The following is a 23,792-nucleotide window of genomic DNA, read 5'->3' on the forward strand; positions in this document are numbered from 1 at the left end:
ATGATGCATATGACCTATCTTAAAAATCTACGAATTCAATTTAAACAAAAAAATATGAATAAGAGTAACTAAGGCAAGTTATGATATTTCTTGTGTAATGAAATTATTTTTAACTCGTTTTAATAGAAAAAAGATATAGAAATGAAGTTTTTATTAAGTTCGCAAGATATTCAAAACTATAAATTTTTATGGCAGGTTTCTAAAGAAAATTATAAGAAACAGAAAGGTAGTATGTTTCTCATGTTTTTATTAGTGATGTTTACAGCATTCTTTACGACATTATTGCCATACCTATTAAAAATTATTATTGATTACTCTGCACAGGCATATAACTTTTCACTAGATATTCGACTTCCATTTAATTTCTTATATCTAATCGTACTCGCATATGCGGCAGCATGGTTAGCGAATGAGTTATGTAATTGGACGAAAAATATTTTTAGTGCTTATTTGATGGTTGATTTCAAAAGTGCATTAATCTTTGCGGGACTAAAAAATTATTTAAATCTTAAAAAAGATGAGCAAGATCAAATTGAGGCTGGAACAGTGATCAGTGATCTAGCAAGAGGAAGTTCTGCTTTTGGTGAGATTAATTTAACGTTATTGCTTCATTTGGGACCGATCATTTTTCAATTGGTTATGATCTTTGCAGTGCTATTTACAACCATTAGCTTACTTTTTAGTATCAGTTTTTTATTGGTAGCTATTGTTATTTTTTTAGTTTCCTTTCATATCAATAAAACAAGCAGTTCTTTATTCGATTCGATGTATCAACAAGATAATCAGGTAAATAGCCATTTGATACATCAGATCTCAAATTCATATGAAATTAAAGTAAAAAATGCAGTACCGTTCCAATTATCAAAATTTAATACCACGTTAGACTCATTCATCAAAACAGCTAAAGATAGGAACAAGAAAATAGGGCTATTGATGATTTCTCAATTGTTTCTGATCTTTCTTTTTTTACTATTTTTTATGTTATTTACCGTATTTCTTTCAACTGAAAAGCAGCTTACACCGGGTGCTTTTGTATTGATAAGTACCTATATTATTCAACTCACCAATCCATTTCTGGCGGTTTCCCAAAGCTTGATGCGTTTAAATGGCAACTTTGTCGCCTTAGCAAAATATCGAAAATACTTTGATCTCAATAAAGAAAATTATACGCATTCTATCGTTCAAGACTCTAACGTTCTCTTTCAATTTATAAATGTTAAATTTTTACTTGGGAAACGAGCCGTAGATCATTTTAATTTAAAAATATTACCCAATAAAACGTATGTAGTGATTGGGCAAACTGGCTTGGGAAAAACTTCTCTAATGAATTATTTAATGGGTGTCTACCAGATTCAATCAGGGCAGCTTTGCTATAAGAATATTGATATTAGCCAAAATTTCTCTAAGCATATTTTTGATGAGGTTGTTTACGTTGCACAGCAACCAGTTATTTTTCCTTATTCCCTTAGAGATAATTTAGTTTATAACTCCTCGCACATATATGAGGATTCTTACTTACTTCAGATGCTTGATCAATTTAATCTATTACATATTTTGAAAAAGCATCAACTAACGCTCGATGATGATTTAGCTGAAATTTATAAGAATTTTTCAGGAGGAGAAAAGCAAAGGATTTGCATTCTTCGAGGTCTTTTAGCTCGCCCGCAGCTCATCATCCTAGACGAACCAACTGCCGCCTTGGATGTAGATACTGCAAAAAATATACTTGAATATATTCAGCAGGTTGTTCCATCCGTGATCATGATTACGCATTCACCGTATGCGATGGAAATTGCGGATGAGGTAATCGATTTAGAAAAGTTATTAAACTAAAGATAATCAAAAAATAAAAAAGAGCCTAAAGCGGCTCTTTTTTACATCTTAAAAATTAAAGACGGTTTTCATCCAACAAAAGCTGAGCTTCACGAAGATTTAAAGTACCTTCATAAATTGCGCGGCCTGTAATCGCACCTAAAATGCCCGGTTGGCCTTTTAAGTTACGAACGTCATCAAGGTTGGTTACACCACCAGAAGCAATTACTGGTAAACCTGAGTATCGAGCCAAGTTTACAGTTTGCTCAACGTTTACACCTTGCATCATGCCGTCACGTGCAATGTCCGTGTAAACAATGCTAGACACGCCCGCATCTGCAAAGCGTTTCGCTAAATCAGTTGCTTTCACATCAGTAACGTTTGCCCAGCCATCAGTTGCAACCATACCATTCATGGCATCAATACCAACAATGATGTGACCAGCAAAGCGTTTACAAGCTTCTTCTACAAATTCAGGCTCTTGAACTGCTTTAGTACCGATAATGACAAAAGTCACACCAGCTTCTAAATAGTGTTCAATCGTTTCTAATGAGCGAATACCACCGCCAATTTGAATTGGTAATTCTGGCTGAGCTTTAGCAATCGCTTCAACAACAGGCTTATGAATAGGAGTACCTGCGAAAGCACCATTCAAATCAACCAAATGCAAACGGCGCGCGCCTTCATTTACCCAATGCTGGGCAGTTGCAACTGGATCGTCAGAGAAAACGGTATCGTCTTCCATACGCCCTTGTTTTAAACGCACACATTTACCATCTTTCAGGTCAATTGCTGGAATGATTAGCATGCTTCCGCTCCTTGCTTCATCATGATTATGAAATTGTGCACATCTTAGCAAAGTATTGATCAATCGCTAAGCCTTAGAAAAGACTTTTATTACTTTACGCCTGAAGCACGGTTTGAATCGTTTGTGAAATGCGGGCGGGTAATAGTTTTTGGTTTCTGAGTTCTTCAAATACCAGTAATGCAGCATAAGCATCAGCGGCGGCATAATTTATTTGCTGAGATGTAAGTGGCTTTCGTGCCCAGTTTGAAGTCCCGACTTTTTTCGACTTTGCCAGATATTGTCCAAATAACAGTGCTACCGCTTTTTGTAGACCGATCTGCTGTTTAAAACCAAAGTGACTAAATCCTTTGGCAAGGTCAACACAACTTTCTAGCTCTATGCCTTTTTTATGAAAAATGTGCTTATCATTTTTAAGACCAAAGCCAACTTTAATTTGTTTTGGGTTAGATAAAATGGGCTGCAAGAATTTTAAAGTCGATGAATTGACATGAAATAAATAGGCTTTTTGTGCTGTAGCAAGTTGAATCAAGTGTGGCCCAGTTGAGATTTCACCCACTTTAAATGTAGGTTTAGATTCAGAATCAAATCCCAAAATTACAGCATTTTTTAATTCTTCTTCAATAGTTTTGCATTGCTCAATATTTTCAATCACGACAATATTTTGATAGGTGAGATTTTCAAAAGGAGGGAGCTGCTGAATAGAGGCTTTATCAAGGAGGGCAACGGCTTCGGACATATTTAATAGCATACAAATGAATTGAGCTATTAGCTTTATATATGAATAAAGCCTAGAGAACTAGGCTTTATGACTTTCTTTAAAAATTATTGAGATTGAGACGGTGTACCAATGACCACACTTTCGCTTTTCTCAACATAGCCTTCATAGGTCGGAGCCATGATTGTAGCAACAATGGCAAAAACAAAAGCAAGTGGAATTAGGACAATATAAATCCAGCCTAAAACGCGTTCCCAAGCAGGGGTAGGGCGCTGCGGACCATAATCATTATTGCCTTCCGTACCTTTTGCCGCAAAGAGATAAATCATAAAAATGAGGTTTACGGCAGGGATCAACATCAGTAACGATAGCCATCCTGTATTATTGCGGTCATGCAAACGGCGGATGGTAAAGATAAAGCTTACATAGAGGCAAACAATATAAAGAATGGCGATAACAATCATGCCTGCCGTAGAAAGGCCTGTTAGTTCCTGACTAGATGTAAATCCAAAAGTAAAAGCTATGATGACAACAGCGATACCGATGACGAGTGAAAATAAGAATGTCCAAGCAGCATAAGAGAGTCGTCCAAAACGACCACTAGCTTTAAAGGGTGAATCTTGTTGAAGTGGCTGATTTTCAAAAGGTGAATTCATTTTGTTTTCCTGATCATTTGGTTTTATTTAAAAGTATAAATATTCAATATTTTGTTGAATAAAATATCATTCTATAAATGATTAGTTGTTATTATAAATAAAAAAAAAGATCAGGCCATCTCGACCTGATCTTTTTCAGTTTTGAATCATATTAAATATTCCATTCCACAAAGTTTTTAAGTAACTGCAAACCAGCAGTATGACTTTTCTCTGGATGGAATTGAGTTGCGAATAAATTATCTTTGTGAATGGCTGTGCAGAAGTTCACACCATACTCACATGTGGCAGCAACTAAGCTTTGATCTTTTGGTTCGACATAATAACTATGTACAAAGTAGAAGCGAGCATCTTGTTCGATGTTGTTCCACATTGGATGGCTTGGGTCCATTTGGTGAACTTGGTTCCAGCCCATGTGTGGTACTTTTAAACCTTCCATTTGAGGGAAATGTTTTACTACGCCATCAAAAATACCTAATGCGTCTACACCACCATTTTCTTCTGAACTTTGTAGTAATGCTTGCATGCCTACGCAAATCGCAAGAACAGGTTTATTAAAAGCGGCTTTACGTACGACTTCATCGATACCTGCTTCACGCATACCTTGCATGCAGTCACGCATTGCACCAACGCCCGGAAAAACAATTTTGTCAGCTTGTGCAATTAACTTTGGGTCATTGGTTACATCGACTGTAGCGCCCACATGCTCAAGTGCTTTAGCTGCTGAGTGTAGATTGCCCATGCCATAATCAAGTAACGCGATACGTGTCATTAGAGGCTACCTTTTGTCGATGCAATCGTGTTTTCTGCACGTGGATCAACTTCACATGCCATACGTAAAGCACGAGCAAGTGCTTTAAAAACACTTTCGATTTGATGATGGCTATTTTTACCTTTTAAGTTATCGATGTGTAAGGTCATAAGCGAATGGTTTACGAAGCCTTGGAAAAACTCAGAAAATAAATCGACATCAAAGGTACCGATGCGTGCACGGGTAAATGGAATATCCATGAATAAACCCGGACGACCAGATAAATCTACAACAACGCGAGATAAAGCTTCGTCTAATGGTGCATAAAAATGACCATAGCGTTTTAAACCTTTTTTATCGCCTAAAGCTTGGGCAAAAGCTTGTCCAAGCGTGATACCACAGTCTTCTACGGTGTGGTGATCATCAATCTCGAGGTCTCCGTCACAATGAATATCGATATCAAATAAGCCATGTCGCTTGATTTGATCAATCATATGGTCTAAAAATGGAACTCCAGTGTTTAGTGTGCCTTGACCAGTACCGTCGAGATTTAAACGAACTCGAATTTTGGTTTCATTGGTATTTCTAACCACTTCACTGATACGTTGCGTCATGGACACGTTCCTCAAAAAACGTCAAAAATGATTGGATGTTAACGACAATTTCGCTGTGACGAATTCGTGACAGCATCATAGTTTGCTCAGGAGGGTTAATCAATGCCTATTACCGTACATGCTTATAGTTCTCTAGATAATTCAGAGATCCGCGATCAGCTTGAGCGACTGTATGATACAAGCCCGGAGTTTGGTGACGGGCACGATGCGATTGAACAACTTGAACAAGATTTACAACAGTATACCACGCTATACACTGCCGAATTTAACACCAAAATTATAGGTGCAATTTGGTCTTCAGGACAAGGCGAAAGCAAGGTTCTTGAATATATTGTTGTGCACCCTGCTAACCGTGGTCGTGGGGTAGCTGAGCGCTTAGTTGAAGAAGCTTGCCGCATAGAAGAGTCAAAAGGTGTTAAAACTTTTGAGCCAGGCTGTGGCGCGATTCATCGCTGTTTGGCTCACATTGGTAAACTACATCACTAAAAATTTCTATTATTTTGTAGTTGTGATTTAAAAATAATCACTTGTTACAAAAAACGCGGAAGTTGCTTGACGTCTTCTTATAAACATTGTTTAATACGCCCACTTCGGCGTGATAGCTCAGTAGGTAGAGCAACGGATTGAAAATCCGTGTGTCCCCAGTTCGATCCTGGGTCTCGCCACCATTATTTGTGTTTTCAATCCCTGATCCCATCAGGGATTTTTTTTAAGTATAAAAAATACTCATTTAAATCAGAAACTCAGGATAATTGTTGACTATTGTTCTGAGATACGGCTTAATACAGGCCATCGGCGTGATAGCTCAGTAGGTAGAGCAACGGATTGAAAATCCGTGTGTCCCCAGTTCGATCCTGGGTCTCGCCACCATATTCGAAAAAGCCTCATACATTATGTATGGGGCTTTTTTTCATGCCTGTTTATTTAACAATAAGATTAAGACTTTACCTGTGTATAAATCTCATTTTATCCACAAGCAAAGAGGGTTATTCCCAATATCGCCTTAACTTTCTAAAAATGGCTCAGCCGAAACGTGGTTCTAATCATGAGAACTATCACGAATAAGTCGTTTTCCTAAACACACGGCTTCTACTTCATCATAGCCAAGTTGTTCGTAAAAATTCAATACATTCAAATTGTCTTTACGGACTAATAATTGAAGTTTTGGGCAGCCGCGAGCGATAAGGCGCTTCTCAAGCTGCTGAACGAGCGCTGTAGCGACTCCTAAGCGTTGTTGGTGGGGGTGAACAGCCAAATAGTTAATCCAGCCTCTATGGCCATCGTAACCGCCCATAAGCGTGCCAATCAGTTGCTCATCTTTAATAGCAACCAAAAACAAATCATCCTGTTGCGAGACTTTCCTGAAAATATCGGTTTCCGGATTATTCCAAGGGCGGGTCAGTCCACAGCTTTCCCATAAAATAACGACATCATCCAGATCTGCATTTGTAAATTGACGAATAATAAACATATGGATTTCTACTTTTTGTTTTGATGTGCTCAAAAGATAAAATAAAAATTCGGGCTTGAGCAGTTTTTTATTAATAATTTAAACAAATAAAAAAGCACCCCCGAAGGAGTGCTTGGATTCAACCAGTGATTTAAGCTGATTTTGCAACTGGTGCTGCTTGAAGCATTTGACCTGTTTCTTCGAAATTTGCATGCCAAGACAATGCTTCACGAAGTAAGTGAGGGGTATGTCCACCTTTAGCACATGCACGGTCAAAGTAGTCATTTAATGCATCACGATAAAGTGGGTGTACACAGTTATCGATAATTGCACGAGCGCGTTCACGAGGCGCTAAACCGCGTAAGTCAGCTAAACCTTGCTCTGTCACTAAAATATCAACATCGTGTTCACTGTGGTCAACGTGGCTCACCATTGGCACGATAGAAGAGATATCGCCGCCTTTAGCAATTGATTTGGTTACAAAGATCGCCAAGTGAGCGTTACGAGCGAAGTCACCTGAACCGCCAATACCGTTCATCATTTTAGTACCGCACACGTGAGTTGAGTTCACGTTACCGTAAATATCAAACTCAAGCGCAGTGTTAATGCCGATAATCCCTAAACGACGAACTAATTCAGGATGGTTAGAAATTTCTTGTGGACGAAGCACTAATTTGTCTTTGTAAGCTTCGATATTGCCAAAAACCTTTTCACCACATTTCGCAGAAAGGGTAATTGAGCTACCAGAAGCAAATTTCATTTTGCCTGCATCAATGAGTTCAAAAGTACAGTCTTGTAGTACTTCTGAGTACATGATGAGGTCTTCAAAATCAGAATCTTTTAAACCTGTTAGTACAGCGTTGGCAATAGAGCCAATCCCTGCTTGTAATGGACCAAGGTTTTTCGGTAAACGACCTTCTGCAACTTCTTTATTAAAGAAAGCAATTAAGTGGTTTGCAATGCCTTGAGTCTCATCATCTGGAGGAGTTACTGTTGATGGTGAGTCATGTGTATCGTTAAATACAATACCTACAATTTTTGCAGGATCAATTTGGATTGCTGTTGTACCAATACGCTCATCCACTTTTGTCAATGGAATTGGAGTACGTGTTGGGCGATAAGTTGGAATATAGATGTCGTGCAAACCTTCAAAGCTTTCGCTTAAAGAGGTGTTGATTTCAACAATAACTTTTTCGGCAAAAATAGCAAAGCTTGCAGAGTTACCCACAGAAGTTGTTGGAATAATGCCGCCATCTTCAGTAATCGCAATTGCTTCAATCACCGCAACATCTGGACGTTTAAGTTGCTGGTTACGCATTTGCTCAACAGTTTCTGATAAATGTTGATCAATAAACATAACTTCGCCGTTGTTAATCGCACGACGTAAAGTGTTGTCTACCTGAAATGGCATACGACGAGATAAAACACCTGCTTCCGTGAGTTGTTTGTCTAAGTCATTACCTAAGCTAGCACCCGTAATTAACGTGATTTTTAACGGATTTTTCTTTGCATGCTCTACAAGTGCTTGTGGAACAGCTTTAGCTTCACCGGCACGAGTAAAACCACTCATACCAACAGTCATTCCATTTTCGATGAATTGCGCAGCTTGTTCAGCACTGATGACCTTGTCATGAAGAGAAGCTAGGCGAATACGACTTAAAGACATTGGACATCCTCAATATTGTCAAAACATACGGGATTTTAGCTATGAAAAATTGAAAAGTGCATAGGTGTTAGGCTAAGGTCTAATTTTGTAAATAAATGGCGGTATAAATTATATTTATGGTTTATATTTAATTGATTTTTATTATTTTTATTTGTCGTTAAACCAAGGCTTTTAATTACTGATTGATCAAATTAAAAGCGCTCACTTAAAGTTTGTTTTATTTTTTCCAATGGATTGGTTGAGGTATTTTCTTCGGTACTCGATTTTGGGATTGGTAAAGAAATAATAACTTCTAAACCACCTTGTTCACGGTTATGAATTTGAATCTCGCCATGATGAATATCGACAATACGTTTAACAATAGCCAGCCCAAGACCACTACCTTGAATGGTTCTTGCTGAGTCACCGCGAACAAAAGGTTGCATTAACTCTTCAATTTGATCTGCCGGAATGCCTTCACCATGATCAGCAACGGTAATTAAAATAGATTCATTTTCAACTTTTGCACTGAGCTCTATCGGTTCAGCACCATAGCGTTTTGCATTATTAATCAAGTTGGCAATAAGTCTTTTTAAAGAAAGACTACGTGCCGGAATAATAGGTACATCCTGCATCTCGAATTGAATATCGAGAGGTTTAAATTGCACAACAAGTTCTTGCAAAAGCATGTTGATATTGGTGTCTTTCAACTCCTCATCTGAACCATCGCGCATGTATGAAATGAACTGATTAAGAATTGCATCCATATCATCTACGTCATAAACCAAACCTTCACGCAAAAACTCATCAGGCAGCATCTCTGCTGTTAAACGTATGCGTGTAAGAGGGGTGCGTAAATCATGTGAAATACCTGCCAACATAATACGTCGTTCACGCTCAGTCTGATCGAGTGTATAGACCATACGATTAAAGGCTTGGTTTACTTGACGAATTTCTAATGGACCGTGATTGGTATCAAGGTACGGCGCTGTTCCAGATTTACTGTATTCATTGGCAGCATTTTGCAAACGACGCAGAGGGCGGTTCATCTGTCGAACCAAAATTAAAATAATGATAGCCGACAGTAATGGAACACCCACGACCCAACCCACTAAAAGTTCAGGACTGTAGTTGGCATAGGTTTTTAAAGGCTCACGAACCCAGTTCCCATGCATTTCAGGTGTTTGAATCCAAATGCGTGGGCTCGGTTTAAACTGAAAGTAAACGGTAACGTCTTTAGTCCCAATCTCATTTGCCAGCTTTTTTTCGACATGATTGGTAAAAAACTCGGCAATGACCTTTTCTCGGACACTTGGATATTCTTTGGGGTTGGTAACGTATTCAATACCGACTCGATTACGCAACCACGCATCAATATCTACTTCATTTTCACGATGAAAAATTCGTATATCAGGATTATTGACGAGCTCAAGCTCGACCGCAAGATAACGGGCGTGCTGTTGAATTTCAGGTAAATACAGAGTTCGCCAAAAGAACCATAACGACATAAATAAGCTAAAGAACACCACCAGCAGTACCAGTATAGTGGTACGCATGGCAGCAGAACGTGGCTTTATTTTGTCGAGAAAACGTTCCCATCGAGTCCGTTTACGTTCTGAGTAGGTCACGTAATCGGTAAAGTTCTGTGGGGCGATTGGTTCTAAACTCACTCTATCTTATCTCAAGCTTATTCAGCACCATCTGGAACGAATACATAGCCGACACCCCATACAGTTTGGATGTAACGTGCACGTGCAGGGTTATCTTCAATTAAACGACGTAAACGAGAGACTTGAACGTCAATTGAACGTTCCATTGCACCCCATTCACGGCCACGCGCCAAGTTCATCAGTTTATCCCGTGTCAATGGTTCACGTGGGTGTTGTACTAATGCTTTTAATACTGCAAATTCGCCAGTTGTTAAGGTAACGATTTGTCCTTCACGTGTCAGCGTACGAGTAGACAAGTCTAGAGACCATGGACCAAAGCTTACAACTTCAACTTGTTGGCTTGGTGCACCCGGAACTTCGCGAACTTGGCGACGTAATACTGCACGGATACGTGCTAAAAGTTCATTTGGGTTAAATGGTTTTGGCAAGTAGTCATCTGCACCAGCTTCAAGACCTGCAATACGGTCTGAATCGCTACCGCGTGCTGTTAACATGATGATTGGCGTATCAATATTTGATTGGCGCAAACGACGGCAAATACTTAAACCATCTTCAACCGGTAACATAAAGTCGAGTACGATAAGTGAAAATAACTCACGTTGTAATAGGCGGTCCATTTGCGAAGCATCGTGGGCAGTTTTTACAACAAAGCCTTTATCTTCCAAAAAACGTTGCAAGAGGGTACGTAAACGCACATCGTCATCGACCACTAAAATACGTTCGACACGATCCGTTTCGTTGTGTACGGTTTCAGGATGTTCAGCAGGTACAACTAAACTCATGATGTACTCCCTTTTAAAGTCATAATTTATATATTATTGGGTCGGATAGGCTTATTGCCAACAAGCCCTCAGTATAATGCCGATGTTCTTGTTTAGACTATGTATCAATTTGCTCAAAATTACAATTTTCAAGGTGGTTTGAAACCAAAAAACAACATCTTAAGCCCATAATTTAGCAAAGATAGATCTAAAACAACAAATAGTTAAATTTTCAATAAATTTCTAATTACTTAATAGTAATAACTAATTGTTTCAAATCAGTTATTTGAAATAAATATAATAGGCTTTTGATTGTTGAATAAGATAAAAAAACTGAGTAAATAACAAATTAGAAGAATAAAGTAGTGCTCAACCTTAATATTTTTGTCTTTTGGGCTATGTATCAATATGATCAATTTCTCATAAATTATATTAATTTTTTGTCACGTTCATGACACAAGTCATACGTTTATATTTTTTAAAGATTAAAAGGTAGGGTTCAGTTTTAACTTTTTCATACTTAAATCACTGTTTTTGCGTGCTCTAGTAGTCGTAAAAAGTATAAATATTCAGAGTCAATACAAAAAAACGTTTTGAATACGCAAACAAGTGTGGATTTTATGGGCTTGGTCTTTATAATCAGTGCTTTTAAACTTTATCCTTGTGGGATCAAACACGATGACTGACTTAGTTCAGCAGTTGGCAAGTGAGCTTGCCGTACGTCCAAACCAAGTAGAAGCTGCCATCCGCTTAATTGACGAAGGTGCCAGTGTTCCATTCATTGCCCGTTACCGTAAAGAAGTAACACAAGGTTTAGATGATACGCAGTTACGCCAATTAGATACTCGTTTAGCGTATTTACGTGATTTATATGAGCGCCGTGAAAAGGTCATTCAGTCATTGCAAGAACAGAATAAATTGAATGATGACTTGTTGGCGCGGGTGAATGCAGCCGAAACAAAAAATGCTTTAGAAGAAATTTATGCACCGTATCGTCCTAAGCGTACAAGTAAGTCTTTTAAAGCAAAAGAAGCAGGTTTAGGACCGATTGCTGAAAAAATTATTGCAGAACAAGTTGACCCGACAGAAGCATTGGCTGGTTTTAGTCATGAAGACTATCCAGATGTTGAAAGTCAGTTAGATGCGATCCAGCATATTCTGATTGATGATTGGGCACAAAATATTGCGCTTACTACAGAATTAAAAGCAACTTTTGCAAAAACTGCGGTTTTAAAAAGTACAGTTGCTTCTGAAGAAAAGAAAGAAGTCGGTAAAAAATTCCGCGATTACTTTGAATTTTCTGAAGGTTTAAACAAATTACCTTCACACCGTTTATTAGCGATGTTACGTGGTCGTCAAGAAAATGTATTAGGTTTAAAAGTAGATGGTGAAGATGATGCACCATTAGCGCGTATTGAAACTGAATACAACCTTGAGCAAATTCAACCTCAAGCACGTCAAGATTTCTTAAAACAAACTGCAAAATTATTCTGGTTGGGTAAAGTTCGTCCTCAAATCGAGCATTCATTGCTAACAGAGAAACGACTTACTGCCGAAGCAGAAGCAATGCAGGTATTTGCTGAAAATCTTCGTCATTTATTATTATCAGCGCCAGCAGGTGGTCGTACTACTTTAGGTGTTGACCCTGGTATTCGTACTGGTGTGAAACTTGCGGTAGTAAGCGATGCAGGTGATGTACTTGCTCATAGCACGATCTATCCATTTGCGCCTAAAGAAGATAAAGAAGGTTCTATTGCTGAACTTGCACGTCTATGCCGTGAATATAATGTAGAGCTTATTGCTATTGGTAATGGTACTGCTAGCCGTGAAACAGAAGCTGTAGTGGCTGAAATGATGGCTGCAAACACCGACCTCAAATTAACACGTGTGACTGTAAGTGAAGCGGGCGCATCTGTTTACTCTGCAAGTGAGCTTGCTGCGGCAGAACTTCCAGAGCTTGATGTTTCAATTCGTGGAGCAGTGTCGATTGCTCGCCGTTTACAAGATCCACTTGCTGAACTCGTTAAGATTGATCCGAAATCAATTGGTGTAGGTCAATATCAACACGATGTAAACCAAACTGGTTTAGCAAAAACTCTTGACGCTGTAGTAGAAGACTGTGTGAATGCTGTTGGTGTTGATGTAAATACTGCTTCGCCAGCAATCTTGGCTTACATTGCGGGTTTAAACAAAGCGATTGCTCAGCAAATTGTTGAATACCGCAAAGAGCATGGTCGTTTTGATAACCGTCAAGCTTTGAAAAGCGTACCACGTTTAGGCGAGCGTACTTTTGAGCAAGCAGCTGGTTTCTTACGTATCCAAAATGGTTCTGAACCTTTAGATGCTTCTGCGGTTCACCCTGAGAGTTATGGTCTTGTTGAGAAAATTGTTGCAGCAAAAGCGACAACTGTTAAAGACATCATTGGTAATACCGAAATCATTCGCCAAGTAAAAGCTGATGAATTTGTTGATGACAAATTTGGTTTGCCAACAGTACAAGACGTATTAGCTGAACTTGAAAAACCGGGTCGTGACCCGCGTCCAGAGTTCCGTACTGCTAAATTCCGCGAAGATATCACTGAAGTGGGCCAATTAACTGAAGGTATGCAACTTGAGGGTGTGATTACTAATGTCACAAACTTTGGTGCCTTTGTTGATATTGGTGTACATCAGGATGGTTTAGTTCATATTTCTGAATTAGCGAATGAATTCGTTTCTGATCCGCATAAAGTTGTAAAACCGGGCCAGATCGTACAAGTGCGTGTTATGCAGGTTGATGTTGAACGTAACCGCGTGAACTTAAGTATGCGTGCTGAAGGTTCTGCACCTGTAAAAGCACAGCGTCCACCACGCCGTGAACAAAATACAGAACAGCGTTTTGAACGTAAGCCTCAAGGTAAACGTCCTCAACCACGTAAAGATCAAGCTGAACGCCCTCAGCGTAGCAAGCAAGAGAAACCACAAGAACAAAAGATTGGTGGTTTAGGTGCATTGTTATTACAAGCAGGAATTAAAGGTTCTAAATAAGAGTCTTTAATTGATAAAAAGGCCTCCAATTGGAGGCTTTTTTTATGGGTTAAATATTACTTTTTTAATAATTATATAAAAGCGAAATAAGAAAAAAACAGTCGTAAAGATGAGGTGAATCTTAAGATCAACAAATCGTTGTTAAATACACAATTAAATACACAACGTTATAGCATAACTAAACTTTAATGATATTCAGTTGTTAGACATCATCAACCCAGCCTTGAAGCATTTACTCACTTTCAGGCTGTAATAGTACAACTTTGCTTATTTCTTTATATTATAAATGGTTGTTTTATGTCGGTTTTAAACCTGAAAAATAGATTTCATTTAAAAGACCTCTTGTCCGGAGTTGTCGTATTCCTCGTCGCATTACCGCTGTGTTTGGGTATTGCTTTAGCCTCAGGTGCTCCCATCATCTCTGGTATTATTGCAGGTATTGTGGGCGGCATTATTGTGGGTTTACTAAGTGGTTCTCACATTAGCGTTGCAGGCCCAGCGGCAGGGCTGACTGCTGTCATCCTTGTACAGTTAGAACAATTAGGCGGCAATTATGCCGCCTTTTTATTATGTATTATTTTTGCCGGTGTCCTACAAATTCTATTTGGATTATTTAAGTTAGGTTTTTTTGCGAACTTTATTCCAAATAATGTCATTTTAGGGTTATTAGCTGCTATTGGTGTCATCCTGATTGCCACGCAATTGCCTTATCTGTTTGGACTTTCTGATTTTTCATGGAAACAAGTTTGGACTTCAACACCAGATGCCTTCCTTCAACGTTTTGATGGAGGTGCTGCGCTTATTGGTTTGCTCAGTTTATTTCTAATTTTAGCGTGGGATAGCAGTCCGCTTAAAAAATTAGCTTTACCTTCGGCTTTAATTGCAGTTGTGCTAGCAGCAGTTTTAAATTTTGTTTTAGTGAGTATCGGCTCTGCATGGGCAGTGCAAATAGATAATCTCATTCAATTACCGAATATCTTACAAGCACCCGAAGAAGTATTAATTTTCCCTGATTTTAGCTATTTAGCTGAGCCTATGATTTACACAGGGGCAATCACTCTGGCTGTCGTTGCATCTTTAGAAACCTTATTGAATTTAGAGGCAGCAGATAAAATCGATCCTCAGAAACGTTCTTCTCCTCCTAATCGTGAACTCTGGGCACAAGGCACAGGGAATATCGTTTCGGGTTTAATAGGTGGCATGCCCGTGACTTCAGTGATTGTACGTAGTTCGGTGAATGCAAATACAGGCGCGCGTAGTAAATGCTCTACCATTATTCATGGGGTATTGTTGCTGTTGGCGGTTTTGTTCTTTGTGCCATTAATGAACATGATTCCTTTGTCTGCATTGGCCGCGATCCTTATTGTCACAGGCTTTAAGCTTACTCATCCAAAACTATTTAAACAGCTTTATCAAAAAGGTTGGAAACAGTTTTTACCTTTTATTATTACCTTAGTTGCAATTTTACTGACCGATCTTTTAATGGGAATTTTAATTGGTCTGTTCACCAGTAGTGCTTTTATTCTCTATGGCAATTTTAATAAAGGTATTCGTGTTTATAGAGAGAAGCGTTTGCATGGTGTAGTGACTCGTATTGAGCTTCCTTCACAAGTCACCTTTCTTAATCGATCTGCGCTTATTTCGGCATTAGAACATGTACATAAACATCAACAACTCATTATTGATGCAACTCAGTGTGATTCGATTGATCCTGATATCTATCAAGTTATTCAAGATTATCAAAGTGAAACGGCTATTAAACGTCAGGTAAACCTTAAATTGGTCGGGTTCAAACAGCACTATCAAGATGTTGATGATGCGGTACTTGATATTGATATTAGTACGCATGATTTACAACAAAAGCTGAGTCCACAACAGGTCGTTAACCTACTTAAAGAAGGGAACGAACGTTTTGTAAAAAATGAACGTCTACAACGAGATATTTACCGACAAATTCGTGTGACTGCAGATGAAGGGCAACATCCGATTGCAGCAGTCCTTGGGTGTATGGACTCACGTGCCCCTACCGAAATGATTTTTGATGTCGGTATTGGTGATCTGTTTAGCTTACGAATTGCAGGTAATATTGCTGGGCAAAAAGTATTGGGTTCACTTGAGTTTGCTTGTCAGGCTAAAGGTTCTAAAGTCATCGTTGTTTTAGGACATACCGATTGCGGTGCAGTAACAAGTGCATGTCAATTGCGTTTAGAGCAAAAGCAAGTGTCTGATGTGAAGGAAATGCCACATATTCAATATGTACTTGGACCATTAATGCATTCGGTTGATAGCGTATATGACATTATGCAGCCACGTGAATTAGGTAATGCTTTTATTAGTCAAGTCACAGCAATGAATGTTCATTACAACATCCAGTACATTATTAATAATAGCAGCGTGCTTAAAGATATGGTTGATCGAGGTGAGATCGTAGTTGTGGGTGCAATTTACGATGTAAAAACAGGGCACGTTCAGTTTCTTGATTGATCAGTCCTTTAGTTAAAAAAGCGCCTTAGTTAAGGCGCTTTTTATTCGTTATGAGTTTAACTCAAAATTACCAGTGTTCACCTGGGAAAATACGTGCATAAGCTTTTTGTGCCCAGTTTAATTTCTCGGTTTTTTGTCCCTTCGCTGCATCTGAACTTGGGAATAAACGGAAACCAATCGACATAAACATATTATTGATGCCTGGCGCTACAGAATAAGTCATTGAAGCTAAGCGGCCTAAGTTGGTTGCCATACGTTTTGGACGTTTCACGATTGCATAAGCAATTAAGTCAGCAGCCTGCTCAGGTGAAAGGGTTGGAACATATTTATAAATTTTAGTTGGTGCAATCATTGGGGTACGAACCAATGGCATATAAATTGAAGTAATTGCGATTTTGTGTGCATGAACTTCGGCAGATAGACAGCGGCTAAATGCATCAAGCGCTGCTTTAGATGCGACATATGCAGAGAAGCGAGTAGCGTTTGCTAAAACACCAATCGAGCTAATATTAATAATTTGCCCGTCTTTACGCTGAATCATATGCGGCAAAATATTGAGAACTAAACGTACTGCGCCAAAATAATTTAATTGCATGGTGCGTTCAAAGTCATGGAAACGATCATAAGACTCATGTACGGCACGGCGAATAGAGCGACCTGCGTTATTAATTAAAATATCAATGTGATCAACAGTCGCTAAAATTTCTTTAGAGACTTGGTCAATCATTTCCATATCGTTAAGATCACATGGGAAAATTGATGCCTTACCGCCACGTTTTTCGATATCTGCTTTTACTTCTTCCAAAGTTTCTTGAGTACGGGCAACCAGTAGAACATGGGCACCAGCATCAGCAAGTTTGTTTGAAATCGTTAATCCGATTCCACTCGAGGCGCCTGTCACTAAAATGACTTTATCTTGTACCTTTTCCTGGAACAGAGCTTCTAATTTTTTATTCACAGCATTTTACCTAAGTAGGGGCAGGGACTATTTATTCCGGTATGTAATTTTTATTTTTTACAACCGTAGATTCATCCAGATGAACTCATAAATATTGTCTTTATCTTAATAGATGTTTAAAAATTGTCTAGTCTGTAAATATATGAAATTTAACAATTTATTTAGAGTAAAAACTCTAAAATGTAGATTGAGATATTATTTTATTTACTCTAATCTTCTGAATAATATGATAATTGTTTAATAGATTTTTACTGCTTAAATAATGAACAGCAATGTTATGGCTTAATAATGGCAAGAACGATGATTGAAATAGTACAGATGAGGATAATCAATGTTGCTTGTTTTTTTCTTACATTTATACCATTTGCGATCTGCCGTAAAAGCTTAGCTTGGAATCCATGAATACCTGCCAAAATAAGTACGAATACAATTTTTGCAGGTAGCCACTTAGAGCTGAACCATTGACCATGAATTGCTATGATTAAACCCGAGGCAAAAGTAATAAAGAGCGCTGGGGTCGTCATAATTTGATCCCATCGATACTCACGCTGAGCCCAAATAGGAATATGGATATTTTCAGTAATATCCAGATCTATTTTAAATGAAAACGAAGCAGCAAGAACGCCACTTATAAAAATGGTCATTGATACTATATGTATAGCTTTAAGCCATGGGTTTAATGTCGTAAAAAGCTCGATCATGATGATTGAGCTTCGTCTACATTAGTCATTTTATTTTTTATAAATGATAGATTAAAGTAAACACCGAACGGAATAAGTGTAACTACCACTAATCTTAATAGTTCTAATGGTGTCCATTTGCTCTCGGTTATAGTTTGTACCGCGAACCATAAATAGACAAAAAATGTAAGCCCATGGATAGGCCCCATAAAATGAACACCTGTATCCCATCCATTGAAATATTTTAAAGGTACTGCAACAACAACCAATAACAGCAAAGAAATTGTCTCTAATAGTGAAAAAAATTTCAATTTTTGAAATTGAGTAATATTTTGTGCTTTCGGATTAGCCATATTTATTGATCCGTATCTAGCCCATTTGAAGATTTAATTTATCGATACTAAGAATGGGGGGAGATAGCTATTCATTCTATATTTTGAAAATAGACAAGCTGAGCTGAGAGAATAGTGTTTCCATTCATAGTTTTGACATAAAAATTACTACGGATAATTTTGTCAGTATTAACCTATTGTTATGAGTGGCAGAAATGACAATAACCGTTCATTTACTGCCAATTTGATTTCTGCCAAGATAGGAAAAGTTTTTAATTGAGCTCTCACCAATGCATACGGTAGCCATTTTAGCTTTACATGATTTCATTCCATTTGATTTGGGTATTCCATGCGAAGTCTTTGGTTTTGTACGGTTATTAAATGGTGAAATGGGCTATTGTGTAAAAGTTTGTGGCGAAGCTGAGTATGTAAATACAGGAGCGTTTACGCTTCAGGCACATTTGGGGCTTGATCATCTTATTGATGCAGACACCATTATTATTCCTGGTATTAAAGATCCTAAACAGCCCCTTAATCCCAAAGTAAAAACTGCAATTCTTAAAGCGTGGCAAAAAGGAGCAAGAATTGCTTCAATTTGTTCGGGAGCGTTTGTTTTAGCAGAAACGGGCCTTCTTGATGGATATCGGGCCACTACCCATTGGATGCTTGCAGAGGAGCTGGCTACTCGATATCCCAAGATTAAGGTCGATCCCAAAGTATTGTTCGTTGATGAAGAGCGTCTTATAACTTCAGCTGGGGCTTCATCTGGACTGGATATGTGTTTACATCTTGTGCGTCGGGATTATGGGCAAAGCGTGGCTGCTCAGGCTGCAAAGCTTGCTGTCGCTCCATTAAATCGTGATGGGGGACAAGCGCAGTTTATCCAATATGAAATACCAGAGACACGTGATAGCTTAGCGACGCTATTGGAGTGGATGAACACTCATCTAGATGACGAGATTGATATTAAATTACTTGCTTGTAAAGCAAATATGAGCCCAAGAACATTTGCCCGACGTTTCCGTGAACAGATTGGAACTACACCATTACAATGGTTGCTCACCATGCGCATACAACGAGCTCAGGAATTACTTGAAACTTCTTCACAGTCGATTGAAGAAATTGCCTTATGCTGTGGTTTTAATTCTCCTGTCACTTTTCGAACTCGATTTAAAAATAGTGTAGGTGTTAGTCCTAGCGTCTATCGGGCTAAATTTATTTTTTATCTTTCATCTTGAATTAATTGTTTTGTATGAATAGATCAATTAGCTGTTTCAAGTGAATATAGATTTAAATTGAATTTAATATAGCCATAAAAAAGCCTCTATTTCCAGAGGCTTGATAAATAGTTTAAAAGTTATACAGCTGAAAGTGCTTGTTCTAAATCGGCAATTAAGTCATCAATATGCTCAATTCCAATGGAAAGACGAACCATATCTTCACTTACACCAGCAGATTTAAGCTCTTGTTCATTGAGCTGGCGGTGAGTCGTAGTTGCAGGGTGGCAAGCCAAACTTTTAGCATCACCAATATTCACCAGACGAGTAAATAGCTGAAGTGCATCGATGAATCGAGTACCGCCTTCACGCCCATCTTGTACACCGAAAGATAAAATTGCAGAAGGTTTACCTTTTACATATTTTTGAGCAAGCTGGTGCTGTGGATGATCTTTTAAACCTGCGTAATTCACCCATTTTACTTTTGGATGGGTCTGTAAATACTCTGCAATTTTTTGCGCATTTTCAGTATGACGCTCCATGCGGAGATTTAGAGTTTCTAGACCTTGTAAAATCAAGAAAACACTCAGTGGGCTAATTGCAGCACCTGTATTACGCAATGGTACAACGCGAGCTCGTGCTATATAGGCAGCCTCACCTAATGCCTCAACATAATTAACGCCGTGATAACTTGGGTCTGGCGTGTTCAAAACTTTAAAACGCTCTGGATATTTACCCCAAGGGAATTTACCGCTATCGATAATTGCACCACCAATACTATTGCCATGACCACCAATATATTTAGTAAGCGAATGGATGACGATGTCGGCGCCATATTGAAATGGTTTTAATAAGGCAGGGGTGGCAACCGTATTATCGACGATGACAGGTACGCCATATTCATGTGCAATTTTTGAAATTGCTTCTAAATCGATAATATTTCCGAGTGGATTCCCAATTGATTCAACAAAAACAAGTTTAGTCTTATCATCAATTAAGTTACGTAAGCTTTCAGGCTGTTGATAATCAAAAAAGCGAACTTCAATGCCTTGTTTTGGTAAGGTGTGGGCAAATAAATTATAAGTTCCGCCATATAAAGTTGAGACGGAGGCAATGTTGTCTCCCGCTTCTGTAATCGTTTGGACAGCATAGGTAATCGCTGCCATTCCAGAAGCCAAGGCTAAAGCACCAATTCCGCCTTCGAGTGCAGCAAGGCGTTGCTCAAGCACAGCAGTGGTCGGGTTCATAATGCGAGTATAAATATTGCCCTGAACTTTTAAATCGAAAAGGTCGGCACCGTGCTGTGTATTATCAAATGCATACGAAGTGGTTTGATAAATAGGGACTGCAACCGCTTTTGTTGTTGCTTCGGGTGAGTAGCCAGCATGAATGGCTAAGGTTTCATCTTTATAAGTCATGATTACTTCATCTTCGTGAGTTAAATATTGAGCGAGTCTAGCTTAAAAGTTAAATAGAAAATTGCACAAATTCTGGTTTGTTTTCTAATTTTAGGAATATAGATAGAAAAATATACGCTGAAACGCTGTACAAATCTTATCCATAAACATTTTGCAACTTATTGAAAAAGAAAATTGTTTGATAAATCCGTACGATGGAAATCATAACTTCAAGTCATCGAGGTTTTCAGCGTATAATACGCGCGATTATTTATCGCTTATGCGATGTATTGGTTTTTCAATTGAGGAGTCCTGCGTGGCCCAATATATTTATACGATGAACCGAGTGTCTAAGATGGTTCCGCCAAAGCGCGAAATCTTAAAAGATATCTCTTTATCATTTTTCCCGGGTGCCAAAATTGGTGTGCTCGGTTTGAACGGTGCAGGTAAATCTACCTTGCTTCGTATTATGGCTGGCGTAGATAAAGATTTCTCTGGTGAAGCTCGTGCACAACCTGGAATTAAAATCGGCTATTTAGAGCAAGAGCCACCTCTTGATCCGACTAAAGACGTTCGTGGTAACGTTGAAGATGGCGTGCGTGAAGCTTTAGATGCATTAGAGCGCCTTGATCAGGTTTTTGCAGAATATGCAGATCCAGATGCTGATTTTGATGCACTTGCAAAAGAGCAGGAAAAATTAGAATCAATTATCCATGCTTGGGATGCACATAACTTAAATAACCAGCTTGAAATCGCGGCAGATGCCTTGAACCTTCCAGCTTGGGATGCGGATGTAACTAAGCTTTCAGGTGGTGAACGCCGTCGTGTAGCACTTTGCCGTTTATTGCTTTCGAAGCCAGACATGTTGCTTCTTGACGAACCGACGAACCATTTAGATGCAGAATCTGTTTCTTGGTTAGAGCGCTTCTTGAAAGATTTCCCTGGCACAATCGTTGCGATTACGCACGACCGTTATTTCTTAGATAACGTTGCCGAGTGGATCTTGGAGCTTGACCGTGGACATGGTATTCCTTACCAAGGTAACTATTCTTCTTGGTTAGAGCAAAAAAATGCTCGTTTAGAACAAGAGCAGAAACAAGAAGAATCTTTTGCTAAAGCTTTGAAAAAAGAACTTGAATGGGTTCGTTCAAATGCGAAAGGTCAGCAAAAGAAAAACAAAGCGCGTATGGAGCGTTTTGAAGAGCTTAACTCTAAAGAATTCCAGCAACGTAATGAAACGTCTGAAATCTACATTCCACCTGGCCCTCGTTTGGGTAATAAAGTTGTGGAAGTGGAAGGTATCAGCAAATCATTTGACGGCCGCGTATTGTACGAAAACTTATCGTTTACTGTACCTCCAACAGCAATTGTAGGTATCGTTGGTCCAAACGGTGCGGGTAAAACGACTTTATTCCGTATGATGACTGGCGAACAGCAACCTGATACAGGTACTGTGACTTTAGGTGAGTCAGTTAAAGTGGCTTACGTGGGGCAGATTCGCGACACTCTAGACAATAACAAAACTGTTTGGGAAGAAGTGTCTGGTGGTTTAGATATCTTGAAAGTGGGCGATTATGAAATTGCTTCACGTGCTTATATCGGCCGCTTTAACTTTAAAGGCCAAGACCAGCAAAAACGTGTAGGCGAATTGTCTGGTGGTGAGCGTAACCGTTTACAACTTGCGAAAATTTTACAGCAAGGTGCAAACGTTATCTTACTGGATGAGCCATCAAACGACTTGGATATTGAAACTTTACGTGCGCTTGAGGATGCAATTCTTGTATTCCCAGGTACGGTAATGGTGGTATCGCATGACCGTTGGTTCCTTGACCGTATCGCGACACACATCTTGTCATTCGAAAATGAACAGCCAGAATTCTACACAGGTAACTATGCAGAATATGAAGCATACCGTCAGTCACGTTTAGGTGAAGACGCTGTTCAAAAACGTACTAAATACAAAAAAATTAGCGGATAATCTCTGAAAATTTAAAAAACCAGCCTAAGGGCTGGTTTTTTATTTCCTATTCAAAAATATTAAGAAATGAGAAATTAAAAATCTCTAAAGTGATTGAATTTATACTTATATTTTTAATTTATTAAGATTAATATTGTGTCTCAATTTATTAAAAGGTAAATATACCTCTTTGGAAAATCATGAAAAAAATTAAACTTTATACTATTGCTTTAGGGGTAGCTGTAGCTACACAACTTACTGGATGCCTTTCAGTAAAATCGTATGTTGATCCTGCTTATAAGTCTGTCACTTATTCGGAAATTAAAAGACCAGCTCAACCTATTCCAGTGGTTTTAACTACTGAGTTTCAGAGGAATGGAGAGGTTATTCCAAAAGCAGGTAAAGAACTACAATCTGCAGTTGAGCGTAGTTTAAGAGCAACAGGCGTATTTTCTCCAACAGCTCAGTCGAATGGCGAGAAGCAGGCAAAATTACATTTAACTGCGAATAATGTGGCCGATTTGGGTGAAGCTGCAGGTAAAGGAGTTTTAACTGGTTTGACTTTTGGCGCTGTTGGTAATGCGATTGCTGATAAATATGAGTTTAAATTTAATTATGTTGATGCTCAAGGTAAAGAAACTTCTCAACGTTACCCACATATGATTTTAACAACCGTTGGAAATAAAAAAGCGCCTATTGAGAATGTGCAGCCAATGTCGATCAATCAAGCATTTAATAAAGTTGTTGATGATGTTGTAATTCGTTTCTCTTCTGATCTGCAAAAACAGCAATAAATCCTAGGTTAGTTAAATAAGCCATTTGGAATAATATATTGCTAGTTGATTTTTATTTAAAAAAACC

The 23,792-nt window shown here is 38.6% G+C and carries 21 protein-coding genes and 2 tRNA genes; 9 read left to right on the forward strand and 14 right to left on the reverse strand.

Going from position 1 to position 23,792, the window contains the following annotated elements:
- The first annotated feature begins 141 nt into the window (after nucleotides 1-141).
- On the forward strand, nucleotides 142-1,833 hold the full coding sequence (locus tag ACYU0V_RS01310) for an ATP-binding cassette domain-containing protein (RefSeq protein WP_461848767.1): 1,692 nt from the start codon (nucleotides 142-144) through the stop codon (nucleotides 1,831-1,833).
- Between the two features lie 55 nt (nucleotides 1,834-1,888).
- Here ACYU0V_RS01310 and hisA read toward each other — a convergent pair whose 3' ends face one another.
- From hisA to hisB, 5 genes are all read right to left on the reverse strand, one after another.
- A complete protein-coding gene (hisA, locus tag ACYU0V_RS01315) occupies nucleotides 1,889-2,620 on the reverse strand; it encodes a 1-(5-phosphoribosyl)-5-[(5-phosphoribosylamino)methylideneamino]imidazole-4-carboxamide isomerase (RefSeq protein ID WP_130173052.1) in 732 nt (243 codons plus the stop codon).
- Nucleotides 2,621-2,714: 94 nt separating this feature from the next.
- Nucleotides 2,715-3,356, reverse strand: coding sequence for a 3'-5' exonuclease (locus ACYU0V_RS01320; RefSeq protein WP_461848768.1), 642 nt, complete (start codon nucleotides 3,354-3,356; stop codon nucleotides 2,715-2,717).
- A gap of 86 nt (nucleotides 3,357-3,442) precedes the next feature.
- On the reverse strand, nucleotides 3,443-3,991 hold the full coding sequence (locus ACYU0V_RS01325) for a DUF805 domain-containing protein (protein WP_461848770.1): 549 nt from the start codon (nucleotides 3,989-3,991) through the stop codon (nucleotides 3,443-3,445).
- Between the two features lie 151 nt (nucleotides 3,992-4,142).
- Complete coding sequence (hisH, locus tag ACYU0V_RS01330; protein WP_461848771.1) at nucleotides 4,143-4,760, reverse strand: imidazole glycerol phosphate synthase subunit HisH; 618 nt, start codon at nucleotides 4,758-4,760, stop codon at nucleotides 4,143-4,145.
- A complete protein-coding gene (gene hisB, locus ACYU0V_RS01335) occupies nucleotides 4,760-5,353 on the reverse strand; it encodes an imidazoleglycerol-phosphate dehydratase HisB (protein ID WP_461848773.1) in 594 nt (197 codons plus the stop codon). Before hisB ends, hisH begins: the two co-directional genes overlap by 1 nt.
- 102 nt (nucleotides 5,354-5,455) lie before the next feature.
- Between hisB and ACYU0V_RS01340 the strand changes: the two genes are divergently transcribed.
- From ACYU0V_RS01340 to ACYU0V_RS01350, 3 genes are all read left to right on the forward strand, one after another.
- Entirely contained in the window at nucleotides 5,456-5,839 is a 384-nt protein-coding gene (locus ACYU0V_RS01340) for a GNAT family N-acetyltransferase (protein WP_002116928.1), read from the forward strand.
- A gap of 106 nt (nucleotides 5,840-5,945) precedes the next feature.
- Nucleotides 5,946-6,021, forward strand: a tRNA-Phe gene (locus tag ACYU0V_RS01345).
- Nucleotides 6,022-6,147: 126 nt separating this feature from the next.
- Nucleotides 6,148-6,223: transfer RNA gene (locus ACYU0V_RS01350), tRNA-Phe, on the forward strand.
- 169 nt (nucleotides 6,224-6,392) lie between these two features.
- Here the strand turns inward: ACYU0V_RS01350 and ACYU0V_RS01355 are convergent.
- From ACYU0V_RS01355 to ompR, 5 genes are all read right to left on the reverse strand, one after another.
- On the reverse strand, nucleotides 6,393-6,824 hold the full coding sequence (locus ACYU0V_RS01355) for a GNAT family acetyltransferase (protein WP_461849891.1): 432 nt from the start codon (nucleotides 6,822-6,824) through the stop codon (nucleotides 6,393-6,395).
- Nucleotides 6,825-6,954: 130 nt separating this feature from the next.
- Complete coding sequence (locus ACYU0V_RS01360; protein WP_002116671.1) at nucleotides 6,955-8,469, reverse strand: acetyl-CoA hydrolase/transferase family protein; 1,515 nt, start codon at nucleotides 8,467-8,469, stop codon at nucleotides 6,955-6,957.
- A 35-nt stretch (nucleotides 8,470-8,504) separates the two neighbouring features.
- Nucleotides 8,505-8,645 (reverse strand): hypothetical protein, encoded by a 141-nt coding sequence (locus ACYU0V_RS01365; protein ID WP_311081491.1) that lies wholly within the window; start codon nucleotides 8,643-8,645, stop codon nucleotides 8,505-8,507.
- A 15-nt stretch (nucleotides 8,646-8,660) separates the two neighbouring features.
- The gene (locus tag ACYU0V_RS01370; RefSeq protein ID WP_311081488.1) at nucleotides 8,661-10,118 is read right to left on the reverse strand and encodes an ATP-binding protein; all 1,458 of its coding nucleotides are present in this window, start codon (nucleotides 10,116-10,118) and stop codon (nucleotides 8,661-8,663) included.
- Nucleotides 10,119-10,135: 17 nt separating this feature from the next.
- Nucleotides 10,136-10,900 carry an osmolarity response regulator transcription factor OmpR gene (ompR, locus tag ACYU0V_RS01375; protein ID WP_000060753.1) on the reverse strand — a complete coding sequence of 255 codons (765 nt, stop codon included), beginning with the start codon at nucleotides 10,898-10,900 and terminating at the stop codon, nucleotides 10,136-10,138.
- A gap of 657 nt (nucleotides 10,901-11,557) precedes the next feature.
- Between ompR and ACYU0V_RS01380 the strand changes: the two genes are divergently transcribed.
- Both ACYU0V_RS01380 and ACYU0V_RS01385 read left to right on the forward strand, forming a co-directional pair.
- Entirely contained in the window at nucleotides 11,558-13,906 is a 2,349-nt protein-coding gene (locus ACYU0V_RS01380) for a Tex family protein (protein WP_002116875.1), read from the forward strand.
- A gap of 297 nt (nucleotides 13,907-14,203) precedes the next feature.
- A complete protein-coding gene (locus tag ACYU0V_RS01385; protein WP_068564004.1) occupies nucleotides 14,204-16,390 on the forward strand; it encodes a SulP family inorganic anion transporter in 2,187 nt (728 codons plus the stop codon).
- A 67-nt stretch (nucleotides 16,391-16,457) separates the two neighbouring features.
- Here the strand turns inward: ACYU0V_RS01385 and ACYU0V_RS01390 are convergent, their stop codons facing one another.
- From ACYU0V_RS01390 to ACYU0V_RS01400, 3 genes are all read right to left on the reverse strand, one after another.
- Entirely contained in the window at nucleotides 16,458-17,348 is an 891-nt protein-coding gene (locus ACYU0V_RS01390; protein ID WP_002116932.1) for an SDR family NAD(P)-dependent oxidoreductase, read from the reverse strand.
- Nucleotides 17,349-17,623: 275 nt separating this feature from the next.
- Nucleotides 17,624-18,049 (reverse strand): CopD family protein, encoded by a 426-nt coding sequence (locus ACYU0V_RS01395; protein ID WP_199113464.1) that lies wholly within the window; start codon nucleotides 18,047-18,049, stop codon nucleotides 17,624-17,626.
- Complete coding sequence (locus ACYU0V_RS01400; protein WP_017386423.1) at nucleotides 18,046-18,381, reverse strand: DUF3817 domain-containing protein; 336 nt, start codon at nucleotides 18,379-18,381, stop codon at nucleotides 18,046-18,048. The genes ACYU0V_RS01395 and ACYU0V_RS01400 overlap by 4 nt, the downstream gene beginning before the upstream one ends.
- Before the next feature lie 269 nt (nucleotides 18,382-18,650).
- Here ACYU0V_RS01400 and ACYU0V_RS01405 point away from each other — a divergent pair, with 269 nt between their 5' ends.
- Nucleotides 18,651-19,598, forward strand: coding sequence for a GlxA family transcriptional regulator (locus tag ACYU0V_RS01405; protein WP_461848775.1), 948 nt, complete (start codon nucleotides 18,651-18,653; stop codon nucleotides 19,596-19,598).
- Nucleotides 19,599-19,717: 119 nt separating this feature from the next.
- Here ACYU0V_RS01405 and ACYU0V_RS01410 read toward each other — a convergent pair whose 3' ends face one another.
- Nucleotides 19,718-20,995: an O-acetylhomoserine aminocarboxypropyltransferase/cysteine synthase family protein gene (locus tag ACYU0V_RS01410; RefSeq protein WP_017481748.1), complete on the reverse strand. Its 1,278-nt coding sequence runs from the start codon at nucleotides 20,993-20,995 to the stop codon at nucleotides 19,718-19,720.
- A gap of 295 nt (nucleotides 20,996-21,290) precedes the next feature.
- Here ACYU0V_RS01410 and ettA point away from each other — a divergent pair, with 295 nt between their 5' ends.
- Nucleotides 21,291-22,952: an energy-dependent translational throttle protein EttA gene (ettA, locus tag ACYU0V_RS01415; protein ID WP_005067029.1), complete on the forward strand. Its 1,662-nt coding sequence runs from the start codon at nucleotides 21,291-21,293 to the stop codon at nucleotides 22,950-22,952.
- Nucleotides 22,953-23,131: 179 nt separating this feature from the next.
- The gene (locus ACYU0V_RS01420; protein WP_202744853.1) at nucleotides 23,132-23,725 is read left to right on the forward strand and encodes a hypothetical protein; all 594 of its coding nucleotides are present in this window, start codon (nucleotides 23,132-23,134) and stop codon (nucleotides 23,723-23,725) included.
- Nucleotides 23,726-23,792: the final 67 nt, after the last annotated feature.

The organism is Acinetobacter sp. X9 (assembly GCF_054889255.1).

What these genes read in the sequence shown, in the direction of transcription:
- ACYU0V_RS01310 (WP_461848767.1), top strand. Translation starts at nt 142, where the DNA reads ATGAAGTTTTTATTAAGTTCGCAAGATATTCAAAACTATAAATTTTTA.
- hisA (WP_130173052.1), bottom strand. Translation starts at nt 2,620, where the DNA reads ATGCTAATCATTCCAGCAATTGACCTGAAAGATGGTAAATGTGTGCGT.
- ACYU0V_RS01320 (WP_461848768.1), bottom strand. Translation starts at nt 3,356, where the DNA reads ATGTCCGAAGCCGTTGCCCTCCTTGATAAAGCCTCTATTCAGCAGCTC.
- ACYU0V_RS01325 (WP_461848770.1), bottom strand. Translation starts at nt 3,991, where the DNA reads ATGAATTCACCTTTTGAAAATCAGCCACTTCAACAAGATTCACCCTTT.
- hisH (WP_461848771.1), bottom strand. Translation starts at nt 4,760, where the DNA reads ATGACACGTATCGCGTTACTTGATTATGGCATGGGCAATCTACACTCA.
- hisB (WP_461848773.1), bottom strand. Translation starts at nt 5,353, where the DNA reads ATGACGCAACGTATCAGTGAAGTGGTTAGAAATACCAATGAAACCAAA.
- ACYU0V_RS01340 (WP_002116928.1), top strand. Translation starts at nt 5,456, where the DNA reads ATGCCTATTACCGTACATGCTTATAGTTCTCTAGATAATTCAGAGATC.
- ACYU0V_RS01355 (WP_461849891.1), bottom strand. Translation starts at nt 6,824, where the DNA reads ATGTTTATTATTCGTCAATTTACAAATGCAGATCTGGATGATGTCGTT.
- ACYU0V_RS01360 (WP_002116671.1), bottom strand. Translation starts at nt 8,469, where the DNA reads ATGTCTTTAAGTCGTATTCGCCTAGCTTCTCTTCATGACAAGGTCATC.
- ompR (WP_000060753.1), bottom strand. Translation starts at nt 10,900, where the DNA reads ATGAGTTTAGTTGTACCTGCTGAACATCCTGAAACCGTACACAACGAA.
- ACYU0V_RS01380 (WP_002116875.1), top strand. Translation starts at nt 11,558, where the DNA reads ATGACTGACTTAGTTCAGCAGTTGGCAAGTGAGCTTGCCGTACGTCCA.
- ACYU0V_RS01385 (WP_068564004.1), top strand. Translation starts at nt 14,204, where the DNA reads ATGTCGGTTTTAAACCTGAAAAATAGATTTCATTTAAAAGACCTCTTG.
- ACYU0V_RS01395 (WP_199113464.1), bottom strand. Translation starts at nt 18,049, where the DNA reads ATGATCGAGCTTTTTACGACATTAAACCCATGGCTTAAAGCTATACAT.
- ACYU0V_RS01400 (WP_017386423.1), bottom strand. Translation starts at nt 18,381, where the DNA reads ATGGCTAATCCGAAAGCACAAAATATTACTCAATTTCAAAAATTGAAA.
- ACYU0V_RS01405 (WP_461848775.1), top strand. Translation starts at nt 18,651, where the DNA reads ATGCATACGGTAGCCATTTTAGCTTTACATGATTTCATTCCATTTGAT.
- ACYU0V_RS01410 (WP_017481748.1), bottom strand. Translation starts at nt 20,995, where the DNA reads ATGACTTATAAAGATGAAACCTTAGCCATTCATGCTGGCTACTCACCC.
- ACYU0V_RS01420 (WP_202744853.1), top strand. Translation starts at nt 23,132, where the DNA reads ATGAAAAAAATTAAACTTTATACTATTGCTTTAGGGGTAGCTGTAGCT.